The following is a 26,924-nucleotide window of genomic DNA, read 5'->3' as shown; positions in this document are numbered from 1 at the left end:
GCCTTAATACTTATTCAAATATTTTCCTACCTAACAAAACTTTATGCGTCCTAAATCTGCTCATTGTTTTGGTCATTTTTTGCTGGCTTTGCCTTGATAACGTTCAAAAAATGAACGACTACCATAAATATTTTTAACATTAACCGTATTAACAATCGTTTCTAAATTACTTGTATGGTCAGTATGATCGTGAGAAATAAAAATTGCATCTAATTGATTAATTTCTAGGTTTTTTAAATAATTAGCAACAAAATTATTTTTTGCATATTTATTTTTTCATCAATCTTGCGGATTACCGCCAATACCCGTATCAAACATTATTGCCCGATTTTTATATTGCGAATTCGTAATAATCGTTGATAAACCATTACCAACTGCTAACATATGATATTGTAATTGTGGATTATTAAGTAAAAAATCACTAATTTTACTACAAGATACTACTAAAAAAATATTACTAACTACTAAACTAACTTTAAATAAATTACTTCTCGTCATAACTATCATTCCTTATTTTGGCAACATTTTTTCTAATTCATCAAATTCTTGTAATTTTAATTATAAAAATTTTTTAAATAAAATGCCTCCAATCAAAGTTATTGTATATACATTTATTCTATCAAAAACTTTACAGTAATGTAATCTTCTTGTACACAATCAATGTATTTTCCCAAACCAATAAAATTATAAAGTTTTAAATATAAATTTGGTAAATTGTGATTAATTTTATTATCTAAAAATAAAAATTTAGCAATTTTTAAATTTTGTAAATCATTCACTAGTTTACTTTGCATTGTTTTATCCTCAGGAATTGACCACCAATATTCTTTACTTGTAGCATTATATTTCGTTTTCTTACCATATTTACTACCAGCAACATCAGCAAAAATAACTGCTTTTGTTTGATCAAAAGTTAAATGTCCCGCTTGAAAAGCAATAATTCTTAATTCACCTAATTGTTTAATAAAATTTACGCGACGAATTGCACATAAGGCTTGACGAACAGTAAATATTGATTCATAAGCTAACAATGGATACAACAAAAAATTATGTTCATTAACTAATAAGGTTTCATTTTCTAATTTATATTTTAATATCATTACTAGTTCATTAACAACTAATTTATTATGATTAATAAATTCTGCTACTAAATCATCAATTGCTAAATAATTAGGAAACACTTTTAAAAAGGCTTTCATACTAGTTACTTCATATAAAAGCGAACAAATTAATAAATTATCATATTCATAATTAATTGCTTCATTATTAATGTTTTTTAACAATCGCTGATAAAAATAATTTATTAAATGATAATCATTAAGAAATAAAAATTGCTTTAAAAGATTTTTATTACGATTAGAATTATTAATACCATTTGCATAAACTTTAATATCTTGACCAATTTTTAAATAAAAATCATTTAAAAAATTATAAAATTCCCATAAGGTTAATTCATAATCTTGTAAAACTTTAACTAAACCATCAACACCATAAATCCGATAATAATGTTTAATAACTAAATGGATGCGTTTTTTATTTTCATATCATTTTTGTAAGTTTGCCAAAATAACTTTTTGACTGCGTTTCTCTAAAGTAATCGTACACCCATAGGGTAAACCACTATTACCACCTAAAAATGCTTTATTCCTTTCTAAATGAGAATTATAAAGATTTTTAATTCCCACAGTAATATCATATTTTTTATCAACATTAGCAATTAAATCATAAACTTCTAACTTATTTTTACTGTCAGTTTTTCTTAAACCACGACCTAATTGTTGTAAATAAATAGTTTTTGAACTTGTTGGTCGTAACATTATAATTGTATCAATTTGCGGAACATCAATGCCTTCATTAAACATATTAACAACACATAAATAATTAATTTTACCCTTTTTAAAATTATTAATAATTGTTGTTCGCTCTTGAGATACTTCATTAGTTAAATAAGCAGCCTGTAACCCTTCCTTTTGAAGAAAATTAGCAACAATTTTAGCATGCGTTGTTGTGATACAAAATACTAAACAAAATGGTTGAGCATAAATACCAATATAATTATTTATCACACTAAATAATAATTTATTGCGTTCACTAGTATTCAACTTCTTAAACAATTCAACATCATTATTTAAATCAATACCTTCAAGATTACTACTAATATCATCAATACAATAATAGTCAAATGGCGATAATAAGCGTTGATTAATAGCATCTCATAATCGTAATTCATATGCAAATTCATTATCAAAATACGGCGTAATTAACTTATTATCTTCCCTTTCGGGAGTTGCTGTTAAACCAATAACTTGTTTTGATTGAAAATAATTAAAAATCGTTACAAATGATTTAGCAGCAATATGATGGGCTTCATCAAAAATAATAACATCAAACTGATCCGGTAAAAACTTTTTTAAATTACGATAAACTGATTGCACAGTAGCAAATAAATAATTAGTATTATCTAATGTTTGATTTTCATAAAAAACACAACCAAACTTATTATCTTGTAAAACATTACGAAAAGTTAATATTGCTTGATCAATAATTTCTCGTTGATGAGCTAAAAATAATAATCGGGGGCGAAAATTATTATTTTCTTTAATTTGATTTAAATAATCAAAAGCACTAATAATAGTTTTCCCAGTTCCCGTAGCCATAATAATTAAATGCTTAGTTTTATTAATCTTGCGACGATATTGTAAACGATTAACAATTTTTTGCTGAAAATCATACATTGAATATTTTCTTGTTATCGTTCCCTCACTTTGTGCTTTAATATGTAAACGATTATTATCAATTCTTGTTAGTAATATCTCACGCTCATTAGCATTATTAAAATTAACAAGATTATCATTTCAAATTTTTTCATATTCACGAAAGAGATGATAATATAAATTAGGATTACTAAACTCACTAATTTTAATATTTCATTCTCTTCCACGCATCATTCCCTTATAAGTTAAATTAGAAGAGCCGACAATTGCTGTTGAAAAACCTGATTTTCTTTTAAAAATCGCTGCTTTAATATGAATTCTTTCGCTACGCTTTTCAGTATTATCTTCTACCCTAATTAAAATATTATTATAACTATTAACTAAGTTTTCTAATTCATATAAATTAACAAATAAAGCAATATCATCAAAAGTTGTCGTAATAAAATTAATCTTAATATTATGTTGTTGAGCATACAAAAAAGAATTTCTAATTTTATTAATCATTCCCTTAGAAATAAAAGGATAAATAAAATAAACACTATCAGCAGTTTTAATTTCTTTATTAATTTCATTAATTAATTCTTGTTCATTTTCATTAGTAAATAAGTGATTATCAATTAATCGAATGTCTTGATGATAACTAACTTTTTCTTGCAAATCATTACCTATTTGTAATAAAACATTATTAGATAATTGTGATTGTTCACTATAAATACCAATAATTTGATTTAAAAATTTTAACTTATCATCAACTGTTTTATGTTCTTGCAATTTAATACTTAAAATATTATTAAATTGCTTCAATAAATATTTATCAATGTCTTTAATAGCATTTTTTTCATCATTAAGATTTTTAACAATATAATCTTCATTAATTGTTTCACCTAATTTTAATAATAAATCATAATAACCTTTTTCTTTCATTTATAAATCACTCTTTATTTCCTTGTTGTAATAAGATTATATACCGCCTTAATTAAAAATTTGTTATTTTATTTGTAAATGCCAAATTGTAAAGTTAAGTGCAACTAAATTATTTTTCTAACCAAATATTCGATTGGCGAAAGATAATTTAGTATTTTTCTTGGTCTTTGGTTTAAAGACAATATAAATTTATGAACTGCATTTTTAGTAGTGTTTGAAAAATTAAATTTTTTAGGAAATTTTTCTCTAATTAAACCATTAGTATTTTCATTAGTACCTCTTTGTCAAGGTGAATATGCATCAGCAAAATAAATTTTCACATTTAAATTTTTTTCAAGTTGTTGTCAATTAGCAAATTCTTTACCCCTATCAAATGTTATAGTCTTAACAAGATTATTTGGAAGAATTGATAAATAATGACTAATATTTTTGTTAATAACTTTAGTAGTTCTATTTTCAACTAATATTGCTAAAGTAAATCTTGATGTTCTTTCAACTAAAGTTATTAAACATGATTTACTTTTACCTCGTGATGATACTACAGTATCACCTTCTCAATGGCCAAGAGTTATGCGATTATTAACATTTCGTTCTTTAATGGATTTACCATTAAATTTACCCCGATTTTCTTGAGATTTTCGTTTCTTACCTTTTCTTCTTAAATTTTTACTAGTAACCTTTTCAAGTAATCCAGAATAAATTCAATTGTAAATTGTTTTAAAACTAATAATTCATTCTTGATGAAAATTTTTAATTCTGCCATAAATTTGTTCAGGCGATCAACCTAATAATAATTTTTGTTGTACATATTTTACTAATTCTCTATTTTTAAATTTATGAAAATAAACATGTAATTGTTTTCTATTTTCTGCTTTATTTTGTGCAATTAATGAAAAATAATGATTATTATCTTTATTTCTATTAACTTCTCGATTAATAGTACTAATACTTCGATTAAGATTTTTAGCTATTTCACTAATTTTTACTTTAAATTTCAATTGATTCTCAATATAAATTCTTTCATCTATGCCAAGATGTTTGTATCCCATATAAAAACTCCTTAAATTTACTTTTTCTAAAATAAACTTAGCATCATGAAATTTTTATATGAAATCTTTTGCAATTTTATTTACTTGCACTTACAAGTATAATTCAGCAAATAAAATAAATAACATTAACAAAACAAAATACGATGTGTTTAATGAAATTTATTAACCACATCGTATAAAAATTTTATTTTAATAATTAATTTTGAGTAATAACTTCAAACATAATAACTACACCCCTTTCTTGACAAAACAAAGTTTACACAAGTTAAATTTCTTTGTATTTGCTGAATTATACTTGTAAGTGCAAGTAAATAAAATTGCAAAAGATTTCATATAAAAATTTCATGATGCTAAGTTTATTTTAGAAAAAGTAAATTTAAGGAGTTTTTATATGGGATACAAACATCTTGGCATAGATGAAAGAATTTATATTGAGAATCAATTGAAATTTAAAGTAAAAATTAGTGAAATAGCTAAAAATCTTAATCGAAGTATTAGTACTATTAATCGAGAAGTTAATAGAAATAAAGATAATAATCATTATTTTTCATTAATTGCACAAAATAAAGCAGAAAATAGAAAACAATTACATGTTTATTTTCATAAATTTAAAAATAGAGAATTAGTAAAATATGTACAACAAAAATTATTATTAGGTTGATCGCCTGAACAAATTTATGGCAGAATTAAAAATTTTCATCAAGAATGAATTATTAGTTTTAAAACAATTTACAATTGAATTTATTCTGGATTACTTGAAAAGGTTACTAGTAAAAATTTAAGAAGAAAAGGTAAGAAACGAAAATCTCAAGAAAATCGGGGTAAATTTAATGGTAAATCCATTAAAGAACGAAATGTTAATAATCGCATAACTCTTGGCCATTGAGAAGGTGATACTGTAGTATCATCACGAGGTAAAAGTAAATCATGTTTAATAACTTTAGTTGAAAGAACATCAAGATTTACTTTAGCAATATTAGTTGAAAATAGAACTACTAAAGTTATTAACAAAAATATTAGTCATTATTTATCAATTCTTCCAAATAATCTTGTTAAGACTATAACATTTGATAGGGGTAAAGAATTTGCTAATTGACAACAACTTGAAAAAAATTTAAATGTGAAAATTTATTTTGCTGATGCATATTCACCTTGACAAAGAGGTACTAATGAAAATACTAATGGTTTAATTAGAGAAAAATTTCCTAAAAAATTTAATTTTTCAAACACTACTAAAAATGCAGTTCATAAATTTATATTGTCTTTAAACCAAAGACCAAGAAAAATACTAAATTATCTTTCGCCAATCGAATATTTGGTTAGAAAAATAATTTAGTTGCACTTAACTTTACAATTTGGCATTTTCAAAAGAAATCTGATAACTTTCCGAATTAATAAACATTCGTTTTCCTAATGTTTCTATTCCTTTAGCATTAGCAAAATATCTTAAAATCTCATTTACTTGAATAGAACTAACTAAACTATTTAAAGGACCATAACTTGGTGATTTAAAATTTGAATTTCAAAATTTAAGAGTTGGTTTTTTATCTTGGGGAACAATACAGTTTCAACATTTAGTTACTTCGGGAACTATTAACGGTCCAACAATCCCATACTTATTAACATACCCCGCAATACTATAAGGAATTTTATATTTAGTTGCGATTTCATTTATTAAATAATAAACTAAAAAACTAGAATCAGCAGAAACAATAATAAAATTACTATCATTTATTTTCAAAGCAATTTCTTCATAATTATCTTTAGAAATTTTAAAATCAAGATGCTCAATTTCACAATTATGATTTCGTTTTAGTAACTGTTTTTTAAGCACTTTACCTTTTTTTTGACCAACTTCTTTTTCTGAAAATATATATTGTCTAGTTAAATTTAATAATTCAACAATGTCATCATCTACCAAATATATTTTTTTAATACCCGCAACTGTTAATAAAAGAGCAATGTTAGTACCAATACCACCCGCACCAACTAAGGTTATTGTTTTTGAATTTAAAAAATTAAAATTATTATTACCAATCATTTCAAAATATAAATTATGGCGCGAATAGCGGTCTTGCATATCAAGGGCGCATAAAGTTTTGTTAGGTGGGTAAAGATTTGAATAATTTTGAAAGAAAAGCAACTAAAAATTTATTACCTTTTTACTTGAAAAATAATTAATAAAACAAAATATTTAATATTAACAAACATATTCTTAATAAAAGGTTATAAAAACTAAGTAAAATGCTTATAAAAACAACATTAAAATAATTTTTTACAACAAAAATCATACATAAGAAATATATACTTAATTTGCATATTGAACTAATTTATAGTAAATGACTATTTTTTCTTTTTTAAAAAATACCTAAGAAAACTAAACGCGACCGCATATCAATTAATTCATCCGATAAAATAATTTTATTTCGTAATAAAAATGAAATAAAATTATTAATATGACGATGCGATTTTTTATTATTTGCAATTAAAAAATCTTTTAACTCTATTAACTTAAATTGTTTATTTTGAAAATTATTAAAAAATTTTAAAAATTCTTGCTTTCGTCAACTAAATCGTAAATTTTTTAAAAATTTAACATCCGTGCCAATAATTTGAATGCGCTTTTTTTTATAGTTAGTAACTAAATTAATATGATAAGGAATTTTATAATCTAAATTTGCATCAAAAGCGACTTTTTGTCTTGAATTGCTATTTTGCAAAATAAAAAATACTATAAATAAACTAATAGCACCAATAAAAATCACAGTTGCAAAAGCTGAAAAAGGATTATTTAAAATTCTATTAAATAATGTTAAGACCAACATTGCAACCATTGAAACAATACGACTAAAAAAACTAATTGTTGAAGTAATCGTTGACCTTTGTTTTGATGAAATCGCATTTTGAATTTTATTATTATAGAATAACATAATAAATGTATTCGCCAATGTTACAATAAAAAATACTATTGCCATCACAATAACATTATTTAAAAAGAAAAATAATCCTCCAATCAAATAGATTAACATAAAAATAGGAAGCAATTTTTCTTTAATGTTTACAAATTTAAAAATATAAGAAAAAAGTGCTGTTGAAAATAATATTAACGAATGCTGAATTATACTTGTAAGTGCAAGTAAATAAAATTGCAAAAGATTTCATATAAAAATTTCATGATGCTAAGTTTATTTTAGAAAAAGTAAATTTAAGGAGTTTTTATATGGGATACAAACATCTTGGCATAGATGAAAGAATTTATATTGAGAATCAATTGAAATTTAAAGTAAAAATTAGTGAAATAGCTAAAAATCTTAATCGAAGTATTAGTACTATTAATCGAGAAGTTAATAGAAATAAAGATAATAATCATTATTTTTCATTAATTGCACAAAATAAAGCAGAAAATAGAAAACAATTACATGTTTATTTTCATAAATTTAAAAATAGAGAATTAGTAAAATATGTACAACAAAAATTATTATTAGGTTGATCGCCTGAACAAATTTATGGCAGAATTAAAAATTTTCATCAAGAATGAATTATTAGTTTTAAAACAATTTACAATTGAATTTATTCTGGATTACTTGAAAAGGTTACTAGTAAAAATTTAAGAAGAAAAGGTAAGAAACGAAAATCTCAAGAAAATCGGGGTAAATTTAATGGTAAATCCATTAAAGAACGAAATGTTAATAATCGCATAACTCTTGGCCATTGAGAAGGTGATACTGTAGTATCATCACGAGGTAAAAGTAAATCATGTTTAATAACTTTAGTTGAAAGAACATCAAGATTTACTTTAGCAATATTAGTTGAAAATAGAACTACTAAAGTTATTAACAAAAATATTAGTCATTATTTATCAATTCTTCCAAATAATCTTGTTAAGACTATAACATTTGATAGGGGTAAAGAATTTGCTAATTGACAACAACTTGAAAAAAATTTAAATGTGAAAATTTATTTTGCTGATGCATATTCACCTTGACAAAGAGGTACTAATGAAAATACTAATGGTTTAATTAGAGAAAAATTTCCTAAAAAATTTAATTTTTCAAACACTACTAAAAATGCAGTTCATAAATTTATATTGTCTTTAAACCAAAGACCAAGAAAAATACTAAATTATCTTTCGCCAATCGAATATTTGGTTAGAAAAATAATTTAGTTGCACTTAACTTTACAATTTGGCAAAAATATTATTCAATAGTTAATAATAATTGTATTATATTTTTAATAAAAAAAGTGAATTAATAAATTAAAAAATCTGGCACCGTCTTATTTTCCCCGTGAAGGTATCGTCAGCGCTGGCATGCTTAACTTCTGTGTTCGGAATGGGAACAGGTGTGGCCACGCCGCTATAGGCACCAGATAGAGAGATTGCTCTCTCAAAACTAGACATAAACATTATTTTAGACTTTCAACAATAGGAATTACTTTTAAAATAAAGTAAGTCCTCGACCTATTAGTATTGGTCAGCTAAATATGTCACCATACTTACACACCCAACCTATCAACCTCATAATCTTTAAGGGGTCTTATTCCATTTCTGGATGGGAAGTCTCATCTTGAAGTTTGCTTCGTGCTTAGATGCTTTCAGCACTTATCAATTCCCTACATAGCTACCCAGCTGTGCCATTGGCATGACAACTGGAGCACCAGAGGTAGGTCCATTCCGGTCCTCTCGTACTAAGAACAGATCTCCTCAAACTTCCTACGCCCACAACAGATAGGGACCAAACTGTCTCACGACGTTCTAAACCCAGCTCACGTACCACTTTATTGGGCGAACAGCCCGACCCTTGGAACCAACTTCAGCTCCAGGATGTGATGAGCCGACATCGAGGTGCCAAACCTCCCCGTCGATGTGAACTCTTGGGGGAGATAAGCCTGTTATCCCCGAGGTAACTTTTATCCGTTGAGCGACGGCCTTTCCACTCAGGACCGCCGGATCACTAAACCCAACTTTCGTTCCTGTTCGACTTGTAAGTCTCACAGTCAAGCACCCTTCTACTTTTGCGCTCTGCGTATGATTTCCATACATACTGAGGGTACCTTTGGGCGCCTCCGTTACTCTTTAGGAGGCGACCGCCCCAGTCAAACTACCCACCTGACACTGTTCCTATTCAGGATAACTGAATAAGGTTAGATTTTCAAAATAATAAGGGTGGTATCCCAAGGTTAACTCCATAGATACTAGCGTATCTACTTCAAAGTCTCCCACCTATCCTGTACATATTAGATCAAAAATCAATATCAAGTTATAGTAAAGCTCTACGGGGTCTTTCCGTCTAGTTGCGGGTAACCTGCATCTTCACAGGTACTAAAATTTCACCGAGTCTATAGCCGAGACAGCGCCGGGATCGTTACGCCTTTCGTGCGGGTCAGAACTTACCTGACAAGGAATTTCGCTACCTTAGGACCGTTATAGTTACGGCCGCCGTTCACTGGGGCTTCAATTCTGAGCTTCATAATAAATTATTAACCCATCCTCTTAACCTTCCAGCACTGGGCAGGCGTCACCCCCTATACATCGTCTTACGACTTAGCAGAGAGCTGTGTTTTTGCTAAACAGTCGCCCCGGCCTCTTCACTGCGGCTCACATAATTACTTATATGAGCATCCCTTCTTGCTAACTTACGGGATGATTTTGCAGAGTTCCTTAGCTATAGTTATCTCGCTTGCCTTAGGATTTTCTCCTTGACCACGTGTGTTCGTTCTCGGTACGAGCACCATGATAGTTAATAGTAGAAGTTTTTCTTGGAAGCGTGGCGTCAGACTCTTCGCTACTTGCCGAAGCTTTCACTCCCCATAACGCTTCAAGGTTATGCCATAAAATTTACTAAATGACCCTCTTTGCGCTTAGCCCGGAATCCATTAACCGGGATATCCTAGCCTTCTCCGTCACTCCATTCCATACCATGGTGGTACAGGAATATCAACCTGTTGTCCATCGACTACGCCTTTCGGCCTCGCCTTAGGTCCCGACTAACCCTGGGTGGACGAACCTTGCCCAGGAAACCTTAGTCAAACGGCATGAAAGATTCTCACTTTCAATCGTTACTCATGCCGGCATTCTCACTTCTAAACAGTCCAGTAGTCCTTACGATCTACCTTCGTCCCGTTTAGAACGCTCCCCTACCACTTTAAAATAATTTAAAATCCATAGTTTCGGTACAATGCTTAGCCCCGGTACATCTTCGGCGCAAAATAACTCGACTTGTGAGCTGTTACGCACTCTTTAAAGGATGGCTGCTTCTAAGCCAACCTACAAGCTGTTTAAGTCATTCCACATCCTTTTACACTTAGCATTGATTTTGGGACCTTAACTGATGATCTGGGCTGTTTCCCTCTCGTCCATGGACCTTATCACCCACAGACTGACTGCCAAACATACAACAACGGCATTCAGAGTTTGATTGCATTCAGTACCCCGAGATGGGGCCATCATACATTCAGTGCTTTACCTCCGTTGCGCTAATTTTGACGCTAGTCCTAAAACTATTTCGGGGAGAACCAGCTATCTCCAGGCTCGATTGGAATTTCACCACTAGCCACAAGTCATCCACGGTCTTTTCACGAACGTTGGTTCGGTCCTCCATTAAGTATTACCTTAACTTCAACCTGCTCATGGCTAGATCGCCTGGTTTCGGGTCTACGACTACATACTAAACGCCCTATTAAGGCTCGCTTTCACTACGGCTCCATGTTTTCCACTTAACCTTGCATATAATCGTAACTCGCCGGCTCATTCTACAAAAGGCACGCCGTCACTCATTAACGAGCTCCGACTTCTTGTAAGCATATAGTTTCAGATACTATTTCACTCCCCTCTCGGGGTACTTTTCACCTTTCCCTCACGGTACTGGTTCACTATCGGTGATTAGGTAGTATTTAGGATTACGCAGTGGTCTGCGCGTCTTCCGACAAGATTTCTCGTGTCTCGCCGTACTCTGGATCCCATCAAGAGACTTTTCAATTTCGTATACGAGGCTTTCACTCTCTATGGCATCGCATCCCAGCGATTTCTACTATCAAAAAATTTTCTAAAACTCTATATAGATGGTCCAAACCCCACTCCGAAGAGTGGTTTGTCCTGTTCCCTGTTCGCTCGCCGCTACTAAGGGAATCGCATTCGCTTTCTTTTCCTCTAGGTACTAAGATGTTTCATTTCCCTAGGTATCCCATCAATATGACTATGTATTCATCATATGACACTATTCGATTAAGAATAGTAGGTTGCCCCATTCAGAAATCCCTGGCTCAAAGCTTACTTCCAGCTCCCCAAGGCTTATCGCAGGTAGTCACGTCTTTCATCGGCTCCTAATCCCACGGCATCCACTATATGCTCTTATTAACTTACTAATTTTTCTTTGTCAAAAGAAAAACCTATTGCAATTATAAAAATAAATGTTTATATCCAGTTTTCAAAGAACAATGCTCATAGAAATTACAGTGTAATTTCTCATATTGCGTTTGAGAGATAAATAATCTCTCAAAACTAAACAGAACATCCTCAACCAAAGTTATTTGTTAAAATCTAATGTAATTAGTTTATAAATATAAACTCCATAGAAAGGAGGTGATCCATCCGCACCTTCCGGTACGGATACCTTGTTACGACTTCACCCCAATCGTCAATCCTACCTTGGGTCGCTCTCTCAGTAAACTGTTAAGATACGAACTTCTGGCATTACCAACTCTCGTGGTGTGACGGGCGGTGTGTACAAGACCCGAGAACGTATTCACCGCGGCATTGCTGATCCGCGATTACTAGCGATTTCAACTTCATGGAGTCGAGTTGCAGACTTCAATCCGAACTGAGATCGGCTTTTTGAGATTAGCTTGCCCTTGCGAGTTTGCGACTCTTTGTACCGACCATTGTATCACGTGTGTAGCCCCAGACATAAGGGGCATGATGATTTGACGTCATCCCCACCTTCCTCTAGCTTGCACTAGCAGTCTCATTAGAGTCCTCAACTAAATGTTAGCAACTAATGATAAGGGTTGCGCTCGTTGCGGGACTTAACCCAACATCTCACGACACGAGCTGACGACAACCATGCACCACCTGTCTCAGTGTTAACCTCCACTATATTTCTATAGCATTGCACTGGATGTCAAGTCTGGGTAAGGTTCTTCGCGTTGCTTCGAATTAAACCACATGATCCACCGCTTGTGCGGGTCCCCGTCAATTCCTTTGAGTTTCACTCTTGCGAGCATACTACTCAGGCGGAGTACTTAATGCGTTAGCTGCAGCACCGACATTAAAGCCGACACTTAGTACTCATCGTTTACGGCAGGAACTACTAGGGTATCTAATCCTATTTGATACTCCTGCTTTCGTGCCTCAGCGTCAGTTACAGGCCAGTTAGTCGCCTTCGCCACTGGTGTTCCTCCATATATCTACGCATTTCACCGCTACACATGGAATTCCACTAACCTCTCCTGTACTCTAGTTATACAGTTTCCAAGGCGAATCGAAGTTGAGCTTCGATCTTTAACCTTAGACTTATATTACCGCCTACGCACCCTTTACGCCCAATAAATCCGGATAACGCTTGCCACCTATGTATTACCGCGGCTGCTGGCACATAGTTTGCCGTGGCTTTCTGGTAAGGTACCGTCAAATAAGAATCATTTCCTATTCTTACTATTCTTTCCTTACAACAGACCTTTACAACCCGAAGGCCTTCATCAGTCACGCGGCATTGCTCCATCAGGCTTTCGCCCATTGTGAAAAATTCCCTACTGCTGCCTCCCGTAGGAGTCTGGGCCGTGTCTCAGTCCCAGTGTGGCCGTTCACCCTCTCAGGTCGGCTATGCATCATCGTCTTGGTAAGCCATTACCTTACCAACTAACTAATGCAACGCATCCTTATCTTTTTGTAGTGCAAATGCACCTTTAATTATCATTAGATGCCTAACGATAACCTATGCGGTATTAGCCGTCGTTTCCAACGGTTATTCCCCTCAAAAAGGCAAATTAGATACGTGTTACTCACCCGTTCGCCACTAGAGTGCAAGCACTCTCGTTCGACTTGCATGTATTAGGCATGCCGCCAGCGTTAATCCTGAGCCAGGATCAAACTCTCATTAAAAAGTGAAAATAAAAAAACATTTTATAGTAATGTTTTCAATTTTTATTGTTTATTTCATAACTCATCAGATTGACAGATTGTTCTGTTTAGTTTTCAAAGATCATTCTGTAATAGTAAGAAGTTTAACGACTTAATTACTAGCACATTTAAGATAATACTGAATTTGGAAATAAATGTCAACATAAATTTAAACTTTTTTTAAAATAATTCTAATTATCTTTTAAACCAATATTTAATCAATTAAATTCAATATATATCCTCGGAGTATTTCAAAACCGTAAATATATATTACCACAAATTTTAACTATTTAGCGATATAAATTAAATATTTGCTGAATTATACTTGTAAGTGCAAGTAAATAAAATTGCAAAAGATTTCATATAAAAATTTCATGATGCTAAGTTTATTTTAGAAAAAGTAAATTTAAGGAGTTTTTATATGGGATACAAACATCTTGGCATAGATGAAAGAATTTATATTGAGAATCAATTGAAATTTAAAGTAAAAATTAGTGAAATAGCTAAAAATCTTAATCGAAGTATTAGTACTATTAATCGAGAAGTTAATAGAAATAAAGATAATAATCATTATTTTTCATTAATTGCACAAAATAAAGCAGAAAATAGAAAACAATTACATGTTTATTTTCATAAATTTAAAAATAGAGAATTAGTAAAATATGTACAACAAAAATTATTATTAGGTTGATCGCCTGAACAAATTTATGGCAGAATTAAAAATTTTCATCAAGAATGAATTATTAGTTTTAAAACAATTTACAATTGAATTTATTCTGGATTACTTGAAAAGGTTACTAGTAAAAATTTAAGAAGAAAAGGTAAGAAACGAAAATCTCAAGAAAATCGGGGTAAATTTAATGGTAAATCCATTAAAGAACGAAATGTTAATAATCGCATAACTCTTGGCCATTGAGAAGGTGATACTGTAGTATCATCACGAGGTAAAAGTAAATCATGTTTAATAACTTTAGTTGAAAGAACATCAAGATTTACTTTAGCAATATTAGTTGAAAATAGAACTACTAAAGTTATTAACAAAAATATTAGTCATTATTTATCAATTCTTCCAAATAATCTTGTTAAGACTATAACATTTGATAGGGGTAAAGAATTTGCTAATTGACAACAACTTGAAAAAAATTTAAATGTGAAAATTTATTTTGCTGATGCATATTCACCTTGACAAAGAGGTACTAATGAAAATACTAATGGTTTAATTAGAGAAAAATTTCCTAAAAAATTTAATTTTTCAAACACTACTAAAAATGCAGTTCATAAATTTATATTGTCTTTAAACCAAAGACCAAGAAAAATACTAAATTATCTTTCGCCAATCGAATATTTGGTTAGAAAAATAATTTAGTTGCACTTAACTTTACAATTTGGCATTTTTAAAAAACTAAACTACATATTTTAGGTATCATTTTAATAAAAGAAAAGCAACAACAAAAATTTTTGTTTAGCATCTTACAGAAAAAGTAAAACCTTAATAGGTTTTATTTAACTCTTAACTAATGCATTTTTTCACTTTTAACTATTCAAAAAAGTTCAAAGATATTTGATCAAATTTATCTAAACCTGATAAAATACCCATCTCCTCAAATTCCTTTAAATGAGTTTTAGTAATACTAGTTCTTTTTTGCAAATCTTCCAAAGAAGCAATCGCTCTTTCAGTTCTAGCTTCAACAATTGAATTAGCAACAGTACTACCCAAACCATCTAATGCTGATAATGGCGGAACAATCTTTTTAAAACCAGCAAACTCTTGAACAACAAAATTTGTTGCTAAAGAATATTCTAAATTAATACCAATAAATTCAATTTTGCGAGCATACATTTCTAATGCTACTTCCAACACTGGTACTAAATCCTTCTCCTTTTGAGTTAACTTATTAACAGCATTATAACCATTATCCATTCGTGATAAGATATCGGTTAATTTTGTTAAAACAGCGTTCCTTCCCTTAGCAATCGTTTTAATATCAAAAACATCACATCGTGTTGAAAAATAAGTCGCATAATATTCGTGCGGATAATTAATTTTATATCAAGCAATTCGCAAAGCCATTAGAACATAAGCTGTCGCGTGTGCCTTAGGGAACATATACTTAATTTTTTGACACGATGCAATATATCATTGGGGAACATTATGACTAATCATAATTTTTTGTTGCTCATCAGTGACACCTTTTCCTTTACGAACGGTTTCCATAATGTTAAAAGCAATATCTGACGGAATTTCACGATGAATTAAATAAGTCATAATATCATCACGACAACCAATAACATCTTTTAATTTTAAATCTTGATGGGTAATTAATGTTTGGGCATTATTTACTCACACATCAGTACCATGCGATAATCCAGAAATTTGCACTAAATCAGCAAAACTCGTCGGATTTGTTTCTTCTAACATTTTACGAACAAATTGAGTGCCAAACTCAGGTAAGCCCACCGCTCCAGTTTTTTCATTATTAATATCACTACTAGTAATCTTCATAATTTCTGGGGAACTAAATAATGAAAGCACTTCGGCATCATTACACAAAATATTTTGCGGATCATATCCAGTAAGGTCGTGTAACATTTTTAAAGCTGTGGGATCAACATGTCCCAAAATATCTAACTTTAACAAGTTATCATGAATAGCATGAAAATCAAAATGCGTTGTTTTTCACTGCGAAGTAATATCATCAGCTGGGAAATTTACTGGCGTAAAATCATTAACATCATAGTTCTTAGGAACAACAATAATTCCCCCCGGATGTTGTCCGGTTGTTCGTTTAACACCCTCACAACCTTGTGCTAATCATTCCAAATACGCCTTTTTAACAAAATGATTACCTTTCACATCTTCCAAATAACCACGAGCATAACCAAATGCTGTTTTCTGTGCCACGGTAGAAATTGTTCCCGCCCGAAACACATTATCCGCACCAAACATCTCTTTAGTAAAATTATGAGCAATCATTTGATACTCACCAGAAAAATTCAAATCAATATCTGGTACTTTATCACCATCAAAACCTAAAAAGGTTTCAAACGGAATATCATGACCATCACCAGTTAAAAGATGCCGACATTGCGGACAATTTTTTGGTGGTAGATCATAACCACTACGAATATTTTCATCACTAACAAATTCACTATATTGACATTGCGAACACACATAATGTGGCACTAATGGATTTACTTCGGTAATCTTCGCCATTGTCGCAACTAATGATGACCCTACAGAACCACGAGAACCAACCAAATAACCATCATTTAATGACCTTGTAACTAACAAATGAGCAATTCAATAAACAACCCCAAAACCATGCTTTAAAATCGCGTCTAACTCCCGCGTTAACCTTTCTTCTACCATTATTGGCAATACTGCACCATAAATTTTTTTCGCGTTATCATAACATAATCTTTTCAAATTGCTATCAACATCACCATTATCAATTACTGGGGTATACAAATCATCTTTAATCGGTCGCAACCACGAAATTTGCTCATTTAAATAATTAGGACTAATAACAACCAACTCTTTAATTAAAACTTCATCTTCTAAAAAACTAAACTCATTTAACATCTCAGCAGTCGTTCTTAAATGTTGCTCAGGATTATTTTTAACACGACCTTTACGGTCAAATAAAGGATGCATTCTTCCTCCTAAACCCTTAGTATTAATATATACATCACGAAAAATCTTATCTTGCGGATTTAAATAATGAACATCAGAAGAAGCAATAACCACTTTATTAAGTTTCTTTGCAGTATGAACAATATTTTTTACAATCCGCATTAAATGTTCAACTGTCATCTCACCACTTTCAACTAAATGATTGTAAACACTTAGCGGTTGTACTTCAATATAATCATAAAATTGCATTATTGCTTCCAATTCTTGTTGACTCCGATTACGAGCAAACTCAAAAACCTGACCATTAACACAACCAGAACCAATAAAAACATTAGCACGCATTTCTTGCAATGCCGCAATCGTAATTTTAGGACTACTATAAAAGTACTTAGTATGCGATAACGAAACTAACGAAAATAAATCTTTCAATCCTTGCTCATTTTTAGCAATTACTGTCGTATGATTACCAAATAACTTGGCAAAAATTGGTTCATAATTAATTTTTTCAATATCTAATAATGTTTTTACTTGATAATTATCTTCTAAATCCGTTAACATCACAGCAAACACATCAGCTAATATTTCAGCATCATAATCAGCACGATGAGCAATTTCTTCATTATACTTAATATTATATTTTCTAGCAACCGTTCCTAAACGATGATAGCGTAACTGTTGCTGTAATAACCGTGATAATTGCAAGGTATCAATAATCGGATTAGTAAGTTTTCCATAACCCATTTGATTTCACAGTTCTTGAATAAAACCAACATCAAACGATGCATTATGAGCCACAAGGACAGCATCTTGTAAAACTTCTTTAATCTCAGCAGCCACAATTTCAATTGGGGGCTTATCTTGTAACATTTCGTTACTAATCCCAGTTAATGATTCACTAAAAGCACTAACATTACTTTTGGGTTTAATTAAAAAATCATATTTTTTATTGCTTAATCCTCGACCCTCAATAACTACCGCTCCAAATTCAATAATTTCATCATAACGACTAGATAATCCTGTTGTTTCAATATCAAAAATAACAAACTTACAAGCATTAATCGCATCACTAGTAGCATTAGTAATTGCTTTAACACTACTATCAATCATTTGCATTTCCACACCATAAATAACCTTAACAGTAGGATATTTCTTTTGGGCGATTTGCGCATCAGGAAATGATTGAACATTTAAATGATCAGTAATCGCAATTGCTGAATGTTTTCAAAGACTTGCTTGTTTAATATATTCACCAATACTTGTAACCCCATCCATCGCACTCATTTTTGTATGTAAATGAAATTCAATCCGCTTTTCTACCATATCATCAGTTCGTAAATGCGGATCAGCAATCTTTTGAATTTTATTTACTCACAAAACTTGTTCACGAGAAAAATTATCAAACCGCACATCACCTTTAACAACAACTCAATCCTTTTCTTGTAGTTCTTCCAAAAGCTTGTCTTTCATATCATCACTTGTAAAATATCGTAAAGCAATCGCATCACTAAAATCACTAATTAATATTGAATAAATTCATCGTTTAGTTTTTGTTAATTTACAATCTTTACGAAAAATTTGTCCTTGAATAGAAACCCCCCGCACATCTTCTTCCAATTCTGAAATTTTACACGATACTTGCGACAATAAATTGTCACTACTAGACAAATTGCCTTTAAACGCCCGTTTTTTTGCAGGCAAAGCCTTTACTTGTTGTTGTTCTCTTTGTTGGACTTTCATTCGTTCTTCATCTTCAATTTGTATCATTGCTGGATCAACAGAAACATCATATTGTTCAATTTTTATTTTTAAAGACAAGTTTTGAAAACCATACCGACGCATTCGCTCCTGATAATATTTTAAATGCCGATTAGTCAATGCCCCTTGTGATTCATTATGAACTTTAATAAGTAAATCATTATTTTCCAACACTAAATTATCACAAGAAATATTACTATTAATGTACTCTTTTTGTTTTGTCTTAGTTTGCTTAATATATTCTCAATAATCAACAATTTGTTCTATTACATAATTAGCATCAACACATAAAAAAGTTATTTTACTACGAAAATCAAGTTTCAATAAACATTGTTCAAGTTCTCTAATAATTTCAATTGGTAAAATTTTGTTAATTTGCAATGTAAAATACAGCGTATCATTCTTTTTCTTAAATTCTATTTTCAATAATTTTGCTTGTTGTAAAATGTCATTTTTTAAAGAAAACTTCATTATTTTTCACAATTGCTGTAAATTCTTTTCCATACTTTCACCCCTGACTTAAATTGTTGAAAAACTCTGGATTAACATAAAAAATCCAGTAAATATTAATACTAACGACAAACTATCAATCCGATCCAAAAATCCGCCATGACCTGGTAAAACCTTAGAAAAATCTTTTACATTATGATTCCGTTTAATAAATGAAAAAAGTAAATCACCAATATGACTTATTAATGATAAAAATAAAATTAACAAGAAATAAATTACATATTTATAATCATCTGTTTTCGTTGTAAAAAAGTTAACAAATGGCTGATACTTCGTAAATTCCGTTAATAACACAATATATCCTAAAATAAGCACCAAGGTTACTGAAATACCAATAATCGCCCCTTCTCATGTTTTACTAGGACTAATTTTTGGAGCAAGAGCATTTTTGCCAACTAATGTTCCGCCAATATAAGCAAATGTATCATTACTAATAGTAATTAATAAAACTACACTAACTGCTGGTCAACCAAACCCTGGTTGGAGCATAATATAATTCATTGCTTTAAAAGCAAATACTAAATAAAGTGTCATACAAAATATAAATAGCGCATCATTAGCACTAAATTTCTTAAAAACTTTCACCATTAGTAAAATAACTAATAAAAATATCATATAAATTAACAATACCATTCATGATTGTCATCATTCAATACGACTTGGACCATCGTACTTATTTCAATACGGTTCATACTTAATATTCTCTGCTATGGGAAACCATAATAATATAATTGCAAAAACAAAAATAATAGCTTTAATAATTCAATTAAAACTTTCTCCTTTACTTAAATTCATCACCTCAAAAATTGTAATCCCTAATAAAATACTATTAACTGTTAAAAATGCATATGGCATATATCAAACATTAAAACCTTTTCACTCTTGATATATCGCCCCAACAAATAAATATAAAATTGCAAAAGAAATTAAAAAGATACTAGTAATAATTCGCTTTTTCATTTAAGCACTCCTTCTATCAATATTAACTAATTATAACTGATAATTAAATTGAAAGAATAAAATCGCATCTAATTGTGAAAATATATTCAGACAATCAATGCTATAATAAAATTTAATAAGGAGGGGTTTTGACCAAATTAAAAAATATTTTTGCTTTTTAAAAAATAAAATAAGATCTTTTAAGAAAGAGGTAAAAATAATGAATACAAAAGTACTAGCTAGATATTTTAGTGCCTTATGCATTATCAACAACGGATTAAATTGATGAAAACGATTTAGTTATGATTGAATTGGACTATTTTCACAAGATAAACTAGATAATGGTGATGAAATTAAATTTCACTATGTTAGTGATATTGATAGAATTAGATACCACACTTGAACAGATTGCTGAGGAGGGCCTTATCCAGATTGTGCCATTCACTGAAAAGACCGCTGAACAGAACTGATTGAGAAAAACATATGACAAATCGCAACATAGTTTTTACAGTCACAACAGTGTGGCTAATCCTCAACATTATTTTTTGAATAACAATGATGTTTCTTTATCCTAATAGTTTAACTGGAAGTAATCGTGCCAATGCCTATGATGAAATTAAAATTATTCTTGAAAAATGTCTTATCCCAAATAATGTTACTTTTTTTCCATTTCATTATTTTATAACCTTTGTTACTTTTAGTATTATCTTTATCAGTTTACAAATTTTTTCTTATTTCAGTCAAATAAAAGCAAAAATAGCAATTGTGCTTTTTAGCATTTCATTGCTTGCCTTAATTCTCTTAACTTTAGTAGCAACAATGTCGCTTATTAGAATTGAAGATTTTGGTGGAACAATGTGATGCAGTTATCGCGAGATTGCTGTCTCCGCTCTAATTCTGATTTTCCTATTTTGTCCCGCATTATATTGAAATTTATATTACTGTAAAAAATATGCTCGTAAATAACTTTAAAAAATAAAACTCTCCTAAATAAAGGAGAGTTTTATTTCCATTAAACTGTCATTAATTCTTTTTCTTTTTCTAACGCAATAGCATCAGCCTTAGCAATATATTCATCAGTTAATTTTTGAATATCTTCTTGATAAGATTTAACATCATCTAAAGGCAATTTAGATTTTTTAATAATTTCATTAATATCTCGTCTTAAATTACGAATCCGAACTCGCATTTCTTCAGTAATCTTTTTTACTTGCCGAACAAATTCTTTGCGTTTTTCTTCAGTTAACTGCGGGACATTCATTCTAATATAATCACCTTGGTCTTGCAATGAAACTTGCAAATTAGCTTTAGTAATCGCAGCAATAACTTGCTTAATAATACTTCGATCATAAGGTTTAATAACAAGTTGTCGCCCTTCAACAACCGTAATTGCAGCAACTTGATTAACTGGCATTAAACTACCATAATAATCTACCAAAACAGAATCAAGAATTAAAGGATTAGCTCTTCCTGTACGAATCTTACTTAATTCATATCGTAAACTTTCTAAAACCTTTTCCATTTCTTCTTTTATTTGTTCAATTTCTAATTGTAATGCCTCAATTAACATTAATTATTCTCCTTACTTTTATTACTGTAATTTAATCTTATTTCTTAAAAACTTTAACTATTTATTGCTACTACTAATAATTGTAATTTTAGTATTTTCCTGTAAAGCTTTAACAATATTATCTGGTTCATTAATATCAAACACAATAATCTTTAAATTAGCTTCCATACTCATTGTAATTGCTGTTAAATCCATTACCCGTAATTGCTTTTGCGTTATATCCTCATAAGTTAAAAACTTATAATGAGTAGCAGTGTTATCTATTTTTGGGTCAGCACTATAAACACCATCAACACCATTTTTAGCCATTAATAAGACATCAGCTTTAATTTCCGCCGCTCGTAATGCTGCTGCGGTATCAGTTGTAAAATAAGGATATCCCGTTCCAGCTGCTAAAATAACAACATAACCCTTAGATAATCGTGATAGACATTTTTTAAAATAATAAGGTTCACAAATTTTATTCATTTCAATTGATGATTGAATAATTACTTTATCAAAGTTTTGATTTTTAAATTCAGCTTCTAAAGCTAAAGCATTCATTACCGTAGCTAACATCCCCATATAATCAGCATTAACCTTATCCAAACCAGCGATTTTAGCATTAACTCCTCTTCAAATGTTACCACCACCAACAACAACAGCAATTTCAATTCCTTCTTGCGATAAAGTAATAATTTGTTTAACAATATTTTTCATTCGTTGTGGATCATAAATGCTAACACCGCCTAAAGCTTCACCACTAATTTTTAATAAACATCGCTTATATTTAAATTCCATTATTCACACCTACTTCTTTTTCCCATATATATTTTATACGAGATTTTTTTAAATAAAAAGAAAAACTTTAATTAAAATTTTAAAGTTTTTCTTTTAAAATATTACTACTTTTCTTTTTTTGAACGCACCGTTTTAAGTGGCTTTTTGCTAGTCAAATTATTTGCTTCTAAATTCATTAGCTTATGAATATAATCTTGATAATTTTCCAAAATAAATTTTGTTGTTAAACTTTTTTTATTTCAACTAATTTTTCTTTTTGCTCTAGAACCTTCAATAAACCGAACTGTTAAATAATCATTTTCATTTTCATTTATTTCATAAATTTTTTCAATCCGAATCTTTCGTCCAAAAAGAAAAACAAATTGTTTTGTAAACTTAACAGCTAAATAATCAGAAACTAAAATACAATAAACAACAGTAAAAATAAGTAAAGCAAAATTTATTGTTAATAAACTAATAGCAAATTTATCATCAGAGGATAAAGTATCACTAATGGAAAAATTATATGTTTTACTAGTAATTGCTAATATTAATGTTGTTAACTGTAACGGTAAATTCATTACAATAATTGTTAATAAAATCAATGATTGTTTCTTATTTCAAAATCCTACTTTTGATGCAACTTTGTTAAACATTGTAAAACTACCAATAATTATTGCTATCAAACCAAAATAAAATGCAAATAAGAAATAAACTATTACTGATAAATACACTTAATTATGCCTCCTTTATTTTATCTTTATTTCAATGCTAATGTAACGCTAATTAATAAAAATTAATCAGTTTTAGTAATTCCTTCACCAACTTCATAACGATACATTACTAAAACTTTTGTATTATGCATTGTAAGAATTTCTTGAACTTTTTTCTTTTCATCAAACATAAAAGGTTGATCTAATAAAGAATATTCCGCTAACTGCTTATCTAAACGACCTTGCTTAATTTTTTCCAAAATTTCTGGTGGTTTATTTTCTGTTGCCATTTGACTATTAATAATATCCATTTCCTTATTAATAAAATCTTGAGGAATATCTTCACGACTAATAAAAGCAGGTTTTGAAGCCACAACATGCATCGCAAGTTTTTTAGCAATATCACTATCAACTTGACCTTGCAACTTAACTAAACTAGCAATACGATAATTACCATAATTATATCCCACTAATGTGTCTTGATCACTTTTAGTAATAATCATAAAACGACGAATACTAATCTTTTCACCTAATTTATATGTTGCTTCATTTAATAAATCATTAACAACAATATTTTCTTCATTTTTTAACAATAATCCTGCTTCTAAAGTAAGCGGTTGATGTTTCAAAAATAAAGTTAAAATATTGTCTAATAATTCAAGAAATAATTTATTTTTAGCAACAAAATCAGTTTCACAATTTAATTCTAAAATAATTGCTATATCATCAACAACTAAAACTTTTGATAATCCCTCAGTATTAATCCGCGCTTGTTTAGCTTGTGCCTTTGCAATACCATTGGTTCTTAATCATTGAATCGCTGCTTCAATATTACCATTACTTGCCTCTAATGCTTTTTTGCAATCCATAAGGCCAACACTAGTACGGTCACGCAAATTTTTAATCATTTCCATTGTTATTGGCATTATTCTTTAGTTCCTTTCGCATCGTCATTTTTTTCAATAATTTCTGCTTCCTTTTTACTTGGAGAAATAACTGCTGGCGCTGAATCAGCACTAACATTAGTTTGTAGTTTTTCTTCTTTAACAATAGTTAAATCAGTAGCTTCAATGATAGCATCTGCAACTAATGTTGAAATTAAAGCAATTGTTTTAGCGGCATCATCATTTCCAGGAATGGGATAACTAATACCATCAGGATCACTATTAGTATCACAAATAGCAATAATAGGAATATTTAACTTCAATGCTTCTTTAATTGCATTGTGTTCAACATTAGTATCAATAACAAATATTGCTTGTGGTAACGAACGCATATGGCGAATTCCACTTAAAAACTTATCTAATTTCTCTTTATCTTTTTGAATTAAAATTTGCTCTTTTTTTGGTAAAACAGATAATTCACCAGTTTTTTCCCGTCGTTCAATATTTCATAATTTTTTAACACTTTTTTGAATTGTTCTTAAATTAGTTAAAGTTCCTCCAAGTCATCGCTTATTAACATAAAAAGAATTACTTCTTACTGCTTGTTCTTTAACAATATTTTGAGCTTGTTTCTTAGTACCAACAAAAATAATTTTTCCACCAGTTTTAGTTATTGATTTAATAAACTCTAAAGCTTCTTCCAACATAATTATTGTTTTATGTAAATCAATAATATAAACTCCACTTTTTTCAGTGAAAATATACTTTTTCATCTTGGGATTTCATCTTTTAGCTTGATGACCAAAATGAGTCCCCGCTTCTAATAACTGTTCCTTAGTAACACTTGCCATATTTATTTCCTTTCGTTTTTCTTCCATATCCTTCTAACATTAATCACTTAATTAATAAGCACTAGACTAATGAATCCACATATGTGTTGCTTTTAAAATATTAGCAAATAAATTATAACACATTTACATTAAATCAATTACACCAGTTTTATTTAACGGTCGCGTTTAGTTTTCTTAGGTATTGCTTTGAAGAAGTAAAACAATCAGCTAATTATATTATTTAATTACTAAACTAACCATACCTTTCTTGTTATTGTCATTTTTATTCATTAGACTTGGTACATAACTATAACTAGCTTAATTCAAAATTATATATTCCTGAAATTAAGTTAAATCGTAATCCAAATCTTCTAATCTTATTGCGATAACGATAAACTAGTATTTTAAATCTTTTTAATTTAATCTAGCAAAAACATGTTCAATGGCAATTCTAACTTTACTTAAAAAGCTATTATATTCCTTTTTATCTGGATTTAAGGGATTATTTTTACTCTTTTTAATTGGCAATAATGTATTTTTATGAACATTTTGCAAACCTTGATAGCCTGAATCGGCAATTAATTCTAATTTTGGATTTATAAGTGTATTTGATTTTAAAAATAACTTATAATCATGAATACTGCCATAACAAAAATCTACTGAAATAATTTTATTGTTAAATAAATCAATAATTATTTGTGATTTTAATGAATGTTGCCTTTTCTTACCAGAAAATAATAATTTTAGTTTTTTTTAATTCTTTCAATTGGAATTTCTGTAGCATCAATTGCTAATAAATTATTATTAGTAACTTTATGTTCCAATAATATCTTTTTGCCAGGTATATGAAAGTGACTATTTTTTATTAGAGTATTTTCAACTCAAAAGATATTACGAATACAACTAACATGACTAATATTATATTTTTTTGCAATAATACGATATGTACTATATTCTTTTCAGTATTCTAAAGTCATAAGTAATCTTTGCTCTATTGATAATTTATTTGGTCTACCACCAATTTGTTTTTGTTTAGCTTTAGCTTCTTTTAAAATTTCTACCATTTTCATGAAAGTTTTATATTTTATGCCTATTAGACTATAAAATTCATTTTCGTCTTTGTATTTATCTAACATTTGTACTTCACCTAGTAAATAATATTATCAAAATAGTAGATAAAATTAAAGGTTATGTACCAAGTCTATTACTATTTTATCATATTATTGAATTTTTACACAATAGACTTGGTACATAACTATAACATTTTATGCCGACTAAACTATAAAATTCATTTTTATCTTTGTATTTATCTAACATTTGTATTTCATCTAAAAAATAATTATCAAAATAGTAGATAAAATTAAAGGTTATGTACCAAGTCTAATGAAAAATTATTAATTGGTCGCGTTTAGTTTTCTTAGGTATTTTTTAAAAAAGAAAAAATAGTCATTTACTATAAATTAGTTCAATATGCAAATTAAGTATATATTTCTTATGTATGATTTTTGTTGTAAAAAATTATTTTAAT

Annotated in this window: 17 protein-coding genes and 3 rRNA genes; 3 read left to right on the top strand and 17 right to left on the bottom strand. The window is 29.5% G+C overall.

Features of this window, described 5'->3' with window-relative positions:
- Positions 1–30: 30 nt before the first annotated feature.
- The 3 genes from ACFEL5_RS02255 to ACFEL5_RS02245 form a co-directional block, all read right to left on the bottom strand.
- Entirely contained in the window at positions 31–498 is a 468-nt protein-coding gene (locus ACFEL5_RS02255) for an MBL fold metallo-hydrolase (RefSeq protein ID WP_342277274.1), read from the bottom strand.
- 113 nt (positions 499–611) lie between these two features.
- Entirely contained in the window at positions 612–3,638 is a 3,027-nt protein-coding gene (locus ACFEL5_RS02250) for a DEAD/DEAH box helicase family protein (RefSeq protein ID WP_338968761.1), read from the bottom strand.
- A gap of 104 nt (positions 3,639–3,742) precedes the next feature.
- Positions 3,743–4,687, bottom strand: coding sequence for an IS30 family transposase (locus ACFEL5_RS02245; RefSeq protein ID WP_338966716.1), 945 nt, complete (start codon positions 4,685–4,687; stop codon positions 3,743–3,745).
- Positions 4,688–5,078: 391 nt separating this feature from the next.
- Between ACFEL5_RS02245 and ACFEL5_RS02240 the strand changes: the two genes are divergently transcribed.
- Positions 5,079–6,023 (top strand): IS30 family transposase, encoded by a 945-nt coding sequence (locus tag ACFEL5_RS02240; RefSeq protein WP_338966716.1) that lies wholly within the window; start codon positions 5,079–5,081, stop codon positions 6,021–6,023.
- A gap of 12 nt (positions 6,024–6,035) precedes the next feature.
- On the opposite strand, the gene ACFEL5_RS02235 is transcribed toward ACFEL5_RS02240, so the two are convergent.
- Positions 6,036–6,767: a HesA/MoeB/ThiF family protein gene (locus tag ACFEL5_RS02235; RefSeq protein WP_375315753.1), complete on the bottom strand. Its 732-nt coding sequence runs from the start codon at positions 6,765–6,767 to the stop codon at positions 6,036–6,038.
- A 277-nt stretch (positions 6,768–7,044) separates the two neighbouring features.
- Positions 7,045–7,704, bottom strand: coding sequence for a hypothetical protein (locus ACFEL5_RS02230; RefSeq protein WP_375315592.1), 660 nt, complete (start codon positions 7,702–7,704; stop codon positions 7,045–7,047).
- A 203-nt stretch (positions 7,705–7,907) separates the two neighbouring features.
- On the opposite strand from ACFEL5_RS02230, the gene ACFEL5_RS02225 reads away from it, so the two are divergent.
- The gene (locus ACFEL5_RS02225) at positions 7,908–8,852 is read left to right on the top strand and encodes an IS30 family transposase (protein ID WP_338966716.1); all 945 of its coding nucleotides are present in this window, start codon (positions 7,908–7,910) and stop codon (positions 8,850–8,852) included.
- Between the two features lie 97 nt (positions 8,853–8,949).
- Here ACFEL5_RS02225 and rrf read toward each other — a convergent pair.
- From rrf to ACFEL5_RS02210, 3 genes are all read right to left on the bottom strand, one after another.
- Positions 8,950–9,056: ribosomal RNA gene (gene rrf / locus ACFEL5_RS02220) — 5S ribosomal RNA — on the bottom strand.
- Between the two features lie 73 nt (positions 9,057–9,129).
- Positions 9,130–12,049 (bottom strand): 23S ribosomal RNA (locus ACFEL5_RS02215).
- A 210-nt stretch (positions 12,050–12,259) separates the two neighbouring features.
- Positions 12,260–13,784: ribosomal RNA gene (locus ACFEL5_RS02210) — 16S ribosomal RNA — on the bottom strand.
- Together the 16S, 23S and 5S rRNA genes form the textbook arrangement of a ribosomal RNA operon.
- Before the next feature lie 439 nt (positions 13,785–14,223).
- Here ACFEL5_RS02210 and ACFEL5_RS02205 point away from each other — a divergent pair.
- Positions 14,224–15,168: an IS30 family transposase gene (locus tag ACFEL5_RS02205; protein ID WP_338966716.1), complete on the top strand. Its 945-nt coding sequence runs from the start codon at positions 14,224–14,226 to the stop codon at positions 15,166–15,168.
- 171 nt (positions 15,169–15,339) lie between these two features.
- On the opposite strand, the gene ACFEL5_RS02200 is transcribed toward ACFEL5_RS02205, so the two are convergent.
- From ACFEL5_RS02200 to ACFEL5_RS02160, 9 genes are all read right to left on the bottom strand, one after another.
- Positions 15,340–19,695: a PolC-type DNA polymerase III gene (locus ACFEL5_RS02200; RefSeq protein ID WP_342189895.1), complete on the bottom strand. Its 4,356-nt coding sequence runs from the start codon at positions 19,693–19,695 to the stop codon at positions 15,340–15,342.
- Positions 19,696–19,710: 15 nt separating this feature from the next.
- Positions 19,711–20,661, bottom strand: a complete 951-nt coding sequence (locus ACFEL5_RS02195) for a phosphatidate cytidylyltransferase (RefSeq protein WP_338967217.1) — start codon at positions 20,659–20,661, stop codon at positions 19,711–19,713.
- A 991-nt stretch (positions 20,662–21,652) separates the two neighbouring features.
- Positions 21,653–22,210 carry a ribosome recycling factor gene (gene frr / locus ACFEL5_RS02190; protein WP_338967223.1) on the bottom strand — a complete coding sequence of 186 codons (558 nt, stop codon included), beginning with the start codon at positions 22,208–22,210 and terminating at the stop codon, positions 21,653–21,655.
- 57 nt (positions 22,211–22,267) lie between these two features.
- A complete protein-coding gene (pyrH, locus tag ACFEL5_RS02185) occupies positions 22,268–22,990 on the bottom strand; it encodes a UMP kinase (protein ID WP_342189892.1) in 723 nt (240 codons plus the stop codon).
- Positions 22,991–23,094: 104 nt separating this feature from the next.
- The gene (locus ACFEL5_RS02180) at positions 23,095–23,625 is read right to left on the bottom strand and encodes a hypothetical protein (RefSeq protein ID WP_338967228.1); all 531 of its coding nucleotides are present in this window, start codon (positions 23,623–23,625) and stop codon (positions 23,095–23,097) included.
- 140 nt (positions 23,626–23,765) lie between these two features.
- Positions 23,766–24,608 carry a translation elongation factor Ts gene (gene tsf / locus ACFEL5_RS02175; RefSeq protein WP_375315591.1) on the bottom strand — a complete coding sequence of 281 codons (843 nt, stop codon included), beginning with the start codon at positions 24,606–24,608 and terminating at the stop codon, positions 23,766–23,768.
- Positions 24,608–25,417 (bottom strand): 30S ribosomal protein S2, encoded by an 810-nt coding sequence (gene rpsB, locus ACFEL5_RS02170; protein ID WP_375315752.1) that lies wholly within the window; start codon positions 25,415–25,417, stop codon positions 24,608–24,610. The genes tsf and rpsB overlap by 1 nt, the downstream gene beginning before the upstream one ends.
- A gap of 393 nt (positions 25,418–25,810) precedes the next feature.
- Positions 25,811–26,080 (bottom strand): transposase family protein, encoded by a 270-nt coding sequence (locus ACFEL5_RS02165; RefSeq protein WP_375315751.1) that lies wholly within the window; start codon positions 26,078–26,080, stop codon positions 25,811–25,813.
- Positions 26,081–26,139: 59 nt separating this feature from the next.
- Positions 26,140–26,532 carry a transposase family protein gene (locus tag ACFEL5_RS02160; RefSeq protein WP_375315019.1) on the bottom strand — a complete coding sequence of 131 codons (393 nt, stop codon included), beginning with the start codon at positions 26,530–26,532 and terminating at the stop codon, positions 26,140–26,142.
- Positions 26,533–26,924: the final 392 nt, after the last annotated feature.

The sequence above is a fragment of the Spiroplasma endosymbiont of Tipula paludosa genome (assembly GCF_964264785.1).
Classification (GTDB): domain Bacteria; phylum Bacillota_I; class Bacilli_A; order Mycoplasmatales; family Nriv7; genus Nriv7.
This window is presented reverse-complemented; position numbering and strand designations above follow the sequence as displayed.